Genomic DNA, 5,671 nt, shown 5'->3' with positions numbered 1-5,671 from the left:
TATATTACTCACCCGTTCGCCACTCGCCGCCAGGTTGCCCCGCGCTGCCGTTCGACTTGCATGTGTAAGGCATGCCGCCAGCGTTCAATCTGAGCCAGGATCAAACTCTTTAGTTTAATCTCTGTTTTATCCGTTTTACCGGATGGTTCGCTCTTACTCAAAATACTGACAGTATTTCTACTGAATATTTATTGCTTGAGCATTTAATGCTTTTTGTTGCAGCATCAAACGCCCACATTTATCGACTGTAAATTTTTAAAGATCATTCTGTGCTGCGTGCTGACAAAGCGTTTTGTTTGTCAGCGAAGAGGCAAGATTATGAGGCGTTTCGACCATCTCGTCAAGCTCTTCTTTTTCTCACTCAACGCTGCATTTGCATGTGTTGTTTCGTGAGGGACAGAATCATAACAAGGGCAAGCGCGTCTGGCAAGGGTAAAATACGCGAATGTCTATCTTACTTACTACGCTCAACGCCCGCTACACCCATGCGTCGCTGGGCCTGCGCTATTTGCTGGCGAATATGGGTGCGCTGCAGGAGCAAACCAGGCTGCAGGAATTTGTCATCGGCGCCAAGACCACCGAGATCGTCGAACGCATCCTGGCACATGCGCCGAAGGTGGTCGGCTTCGGCATCTATATATGGAACGTCGAGGAAACCGCCAGGGTGGTCGCCATGCTCAAGCGCGTGGCGCCGCAGGTGGCCGTGGTGCTGGGCGGCCCCGAGGTGTCGCACGAGACCAATGAGCAGGAAATCGTCAGGCTGGCCGACTATGTGGTGACCGGCTGGGGCGAGGTCACCTTCCCCAAGCTGTGCGGCGAGATCCTCAACGGTCCCAAGCCGCTGATGAAGGTGCATGCCGGCGTGCAGCCGCCGATCAACGACCTCGCGCTGCCCTACTCTCTATATAGCGACGACGACATCAAGAACCGCACCTTGTATGTGGAAGCCTCGCGCGGCTGCCCGTTCAAGTGCGAATTCTGTCTGTCGGCGCTGGACAAGACGGCCTGGCCGTTCGCGCTGGAGAACTTCCTGGCGGAGATGGAATCGCTGTACCAGCGCGGCGCGCGGCTGTTCAAGTTTGTCGACCGCACCTTTAACCTGAATATCAAGACCAGCCTGAAGATCATGCAGTTCTTCCTGGATAAGCTGGAAGCCAATCCGGACGATCCGGTCTACGCCCACTTCGAGCTGGTTCCGGACCATCTGCCGGATGCACTGAAAGAGGGCATCAGTAAATTCCCGCCGGGCGCGCTGCAGTTCGAAATCGGCATCCAGAGCTTTAATCCGGCGGTGCAGACGCTGGTCAGCCGCAAACAGGATAACCAGAAGGCAGCCGACAACATCCGCTGGCTGACCACGCAATCGCATGCGCACATGCACGTCGACCTGATCGCCGGCCTGCCCGGCGAGACGGTGGAGAGCTTCGCCGAAGGCTTCAACAAGCTGTGGGCGCTGGAGCCGCACGAGATCCAGTTCGGCATCCTGAAGCGCCTGCGCGGCACGCCGATCATCCGCCATACGCAGGAATTTGGCATGGTGTATGACCCGTATCCGCCGTACACCATCCTGGCCAACCGCGATATTGATTTTCCGACCATGCAGCGGCTGGTGCGGTTTGCGCGCTATTGGGACTTGGTGGCGAACTCCGGACGCTTCGGCAATACGCTGCCAGTGCTGCTGGATGACGCGCCGTTCCAGCGGTTTATGGCGTTTTCGGACTGGCTATACGCCAATACCGATGCCACGCACCGGATTGCGCTGGAGCGGCTGGTGGCCATGGTGGCGCGCTATCTGCAAACCCAGGGCATGGACAAGGCCGACGCCGAAGCGCTGCTGGCCAGCGACTATGCGGGGGCGAAACCCAAGCCCGCCGAGACCCCGGCTCCCAAGCGGCAGGCCCGAAGGCTGGCTGCCTGATGCGTCTACCCCGCACACCGCAAGCAGGGGTCTGACCCGGTACGGGGTCAGACCCCAGGCTTTACGGGGTCCGCCTTTAGAGAGGCAGCACACCCCGGACGTAGGCTGTGGTGGCGGCAACTGCCAATCTCCCTTAAACTTGCAGCATGCCTATTGCCCAAGAGCCTACCCTGACCCTGAATGCCGGCGCCGTTGCCGCGACCGGCACTTGGCAGGTCCACGCTCTCGCCCAAGGCAAGGCGATGGCCACCATCACCACTTTTCTCAAGGCGCTCAAGGGCAACCAGCTGAAATGGGACCTGTCGGCCGTCGCCAGCATGGACCATATCGGCGCCCAGCTGCTGTGGAACGCCTGGGGCAGGACCCGCCCGGCCGATCTGCAACTGCCGCCGGAACTCGAAGAATTCTTCAACCGCCTGGAGACCACCGGCACGCTGGAACTGCCGCGTCCACGCCAGAATCGCCTGACCCTGGTGATGAAGCTGGGCTTCGCCATGCTGCTGTTCTTCGAACACCTGACCGGTCTGCTGAAACTGGTCGGCCAGGTGGTGCTGGACCTGGGCCGCTTCCTGCGCAATCCGCTGCGCGGGCCGTGGAAGGAAATCTCCGCCAATATCTACCACGCCGGCTTCCAGGCGCTGGGCATCACGGCGCTGGTCGGCTTCCTGATCGGCGTGGTGTTCTCGTTCCTGTCGGCGCAGCAGCTGCGCAACTTCGGCGGCGACGTGTTCCTGGTCAACCTGCTGGGCATGAGCATCATCCGCGAACTGGGGCCGCTGCTGGCGGCGATCCTGGTGGCCGGCCGCTCCGGTTCCTCCATCACCGCGCAGCTGGGCGTGATGCGCGTGACCGAGGAACTGGACGCCATGCTGGTGATGGGCATCTCGCACGGCTTCCGCCTGATCATGCCGAAAGTGCTGGCGCTGGCGATTGCCATGCCGCTGCTGGTGATCTGGACCGATACCATCGCGCTGCTGGGCGGCATGCTGTCGGCCAAGGTGGAACTGAACCTGTCGCCGCAATACTTCCTGCTCAAGCTGCCGGAGGCGGTGCCGCTGTCGAATTACATGATCGGCATCGGCAAGGGCGCGGTGTTCGGCATGCTGATCGCGCTGGTGTCGTGCCACTTCGGCCTGCGCATCAAGCCCAATACCGAAAGCCTGGGACGCGGCACCACCACCTCGGTGGTCTCGGCGATTACCGCCGTAATCCTGGCCGATGCCGTGTTCGCGATCGTCTTCAGCGGTGTGGGGTTCTGATGAGCGAAGCGGAAATCAGCTGCGGCCCCGGCACCGGCGAACTGACCCTGGACGGCAGCGTGCCGGTGGTCGAAATCACCGGCCTGTGGACCAAGTACGGCCGCACCGTGGTGCACCAGGATCTGAACCTGGAGATTGAACAGGGCGAGATCATGTCCATCGTCGGCGGCTCCGGCACCGGCAAGACCACGCTGGTGCGCCAGATGCTGGGGCTGGAACGGCCGGCGCGCGGCTGCGTGCGGGTGTTCGGCGAGGACATCAGCGCGATCGATTCCGACCAGCTGCAACAGCTGCGCAACCACTGGGGCATGCTGTTCCAACAAGGCGCGCTGTATTCGGCGCTGACGGTGTTCGAGAACATCGCCCAGCCGATGCGCGAACTGCAGGTGCTGCCGGAAGACCTGATCCGCGACGCCGTACTGCTGAAGATGAATATGGTCGGCATGGGCCCGGACCAGGCCAACAAGATGCCGTCCGACCTGTCCGGCGGCATGGTCAAACGGGTGGCGCTGGCGCGCGCGCTGGCGCTGGAGCCGAAACTGCTGTTCCTCGACGAACCGACCGCCGGCCTCGATCCCGACCTGTCGGAAGCGTTCGTCACGCTGATTAAATCGCTGCACCGCGAGCTGGGCCTGACCGTCGTAATGGTCACCCACGACCTCGACACGCTGTTCGCGCTGTCCACCCGGATTGCGGTGCTGGCGGAAAAACACGTGATCGCGCTCGGCCCGCTGCGCGATGTGCTGAAAGTAGACCATCCGTTCATCAAAGAGTTCTTCCTCGGCGATCGCGGCCGCCGCGCGCTGGAAGCGCTCGACGACAAAACACCCACGGAGCACTGATGGAAAATAGATCGCATGCCCTGACTACCGGCTTTTTCACGATCACGCTGTTGATAGCGGCGATCCTGTACGGCCTCTGGTTCAACCGCGACCGCGTCGAGCGCACGCCGTATGTGATTGCCACCGCGCAGTCCATCCCCGGCCTCAATCCGCAGGCGCCGATCCGCTACCGCGGGCTGGAAGTGGGCCGCGTCGGCAGCATCGCCTTCGATCCCAAGGTGACCGGCCAGATCGTGGTGACCTTGAATATCAACTCCGACGCGCCGATCACCACCACCACCTTCGCCTCGCTCGGTTACCAGGGCGTGACCGGCATCGCCTTCATTTCGCTGGACGATGACAAGGTCGGCTCGCCGCGGCTGCCGTCGAGCGCCGACCATCCGGCCCAGATTCCGCTGCGCCAGGGCTTCTTCGACCAGCTGGAAAAACGCGGCAAGGAAATCCTGTCGCAGACCGAGGAAGTGACCAACCGCCTGAATGAGCTGCTCAGCCCCGAGCACCAGAAGGTTATGCTGGGCGCTTTCTCCGATGTCAGTCAAACGGCGCAGAAGTACCGCGAGCTGCCGGAGAAACTGCAGCCGACCATCGACAAGCTGCCGGCGCTGGCCGAGCAGACCCAGAAGACGCTCAATTCGGTGACCGCGCTGGCCAACGACGTCAACCAGCTGACCACCGGCCTGCAGGCGCCGGGCGGCCCGATCGAGCGCATCACCACGCAGGTGGAACGCATCGGCAGTTCGGTCGATGCCGTGGCCGGCGGCATCGAACTCGATACGCTGCCGCAGGTCAATTCGCTGTCGGACGACACGCGGGCGTCGATGCGCGCGCTGCGCAAGACCATGAACAAGATAAACGACCGTCCACAAAGCCTGATCTTCGGCGCGCCAGGCACGCCGCCGGGCCCGGGCGAAGAAGGCTTTGCCGCGCCGGCCAAATAAGGACCATCAGATGATCAATGCCACCATCCGCAACTGCTTCGCCATCGCCGCCATGGCTGCCTTGCTGGGCGCCTGCGCCAGCAAGGGCATGCCGACGTCGCAATTCGATTTCGGTCCGCTGCCCGCAGTACCAACCACAGCCGCGCCGGCCAGCGCCAGCAATATCGGCGCGGTCATCGTGGCCGATGTCACCGGCCCGGCCGCGCTGGATACCGAACGCATGCAATACCGGCTGCTGTACGCCGATGCGCGCCAGTCCAAGCCCTACGCCTACAACCAGTGGACCAGCACGCCGGCGCAGTTGCTGACCCAGCGCATGAAGGCGCGGCTGGCGCAGGCCGGCGTGAAGGTGCTGTCGACCACCGATGCCGCCGCCAGCACCACCGTGCTGCGCATGGAAGTGCAGGATTTTGCGCAGAACTTCGACACCGCCACCGCCAGCAATGGCGTGCTGAGCTTGCGGGCGTCGGTGTTCCGCAGTCACAAGCTGGTGGACCAGAAGACCTTTAGCCGCAGCGTGCCGGCGCCGAGCGCCGATGCGGCCGGCGGCGCGCGCGCACTGGCCGACGCCAGCGATGCGGTCGCAGCCGATGTGCTCAGCTGGCTGGCGGCGCTGCCGCCGTCGAGGGAATGACGGAAAACACGCCAGCAACGCCAGACGCCGGGCCGCCAGCCGCGCCGCCGGCGAACTTGGCCGCGGCGGACGGCACCGGG

5 protein-coding genes and 1 rRNA gene are annotated in these 5,671 nt (G+C 62.9%); 5 read left to right on the top strand and 1 reads right to left on the bottom strand.

Annotation, left to right across the window (positions count from 1 at the left end; all coding sequences use genetic code 11):
* Positions 1 to 116, bottom strand: a 16S ribosomal RNA gene (locus tag GTP55_RS28930); the annotation flags it as partial.
* A gap of 329 nt (positions 117 to 445) precedes the next feature.
* On the opposite strand from GTP55_RS28930, the gene GTP55_RS28925 reads away from it, so the two are divergent.
* The 5 genes from GTP55_RS28925 to GTP55_RS28905 all read left to right on the top strand — a co-directional run bounded on the left by GTP55_RS28925 (position 446) and on the right by GTP55_RS28905 (position 5,591).
* Entirely contained in the window at positions 446 to 1,918 is a 1,473-nt protein-coding gene (locus GTP55_RS28925; RefSeq protein WP_161048221.1) for a B12-binding domain-containing radical SAM protein, read from the top strand.
* A gap of 146 nt (positions 1,919 to 2,064) precedes the next feature.
* Positions 2,065 to 3,177, top strand: coding sequence for an MlaE family ABC transporter permease (locus GTP55_RS28920; protein WP_161048220.1), 1,113 nt, complete (start codon positions 2,065 to 2,067; stop codon positions 3,175 to 3,177).
* Entirely contained in the window at positions 3,177 to 4,019 is an 843-nt protein-coding gene (locus tag GTP55_RS28915; protein WP_161048219.1) for an ABC transporter ATP-binding protein, read from the top strand. Before GTP55_RS28920 ends, GTP55_RS28915 begins: the two co-directional genes overlap by 1 nt.
* A complete protein-coding gene (locus GTP55_RS28910) occupies positions 4,019 to 4,957 on the top strand; it encodes an MlaD family protein (RefSeq protein WP_161048218.1) in 939 nt (312 codons plus the stop codon). Before GTP55_RS28915 ends, GTP55_RS28910 begins: the two co-directional genes overlap by 1 nt.
* 10 nt (positions 4,958 to 4,967) lie before the next feature.
* Positions 4,968 to 5,591 carry an ABC-type transport auxiliary lipoprotein family protein gene (locus tag GTP55_RS28905; RefSeq protein ID WP_161048217.1) on the top strand — a complete coding sequence of 208 codons (624 nt, stop codon included), beginning with the start codon at positions 4,968 to 4,970 and terminating at the stop codon, positions 5,589 to 5,591.
* Positions 5,592 to 5,671: the final 80 nt, after the last annotated feature.

Source organism: Duganella margarita (assembly GCF_009857535.1).
GTDB lineage: Bacteria > Pseudomonadota > Gammaproteobacteria > Burkholderiales > Burkholderiaceae_D > Rugamonas > Rugamonas margarita.
This window is presented reverse-complemented; position numbering and strand designations above follow the sequence as displayed.

Excerpts from the sequence above, each read along its gene's own strand:
- GTP55_RS28925 (WP_161048221.1), top strand. The coding sequence starts at position 446 with ATGTCTATCTTACTTACTACGCTCAACGCCCGCTACACCCATGCGTCG.
- GTP55_RS28920 (WP_161048220.1), top strand. The coding sequence starts at position 2,065 with ATGCCTATTGCCCAAGAGCCTACCCTGACCCTGAATGCCGGCGCCGTT.
- GTP55_RS28915 (WP_161048219.1), top strand. The coding sequence starts at position 3,177 with ATGAGCGAAGCGGAAATCAGCTGCGGCCCCGGCACCGGCGAACTGACC.
- GTP55_RS28910 (WP_161048218.1), top strand. The coding sequence starts at position 4,019 with ATGGAAAATAGATCGCATGCCCTGACTACCGGCTTTTTCACGATCACG.
- GTP55_RS28905 (WP_161048217.1), top strand. The coding sequence starts at position 4,968 with ATGATCAATGCCACCATCCGCAACTGCTTCGCCATCGCCGCCATGGCT.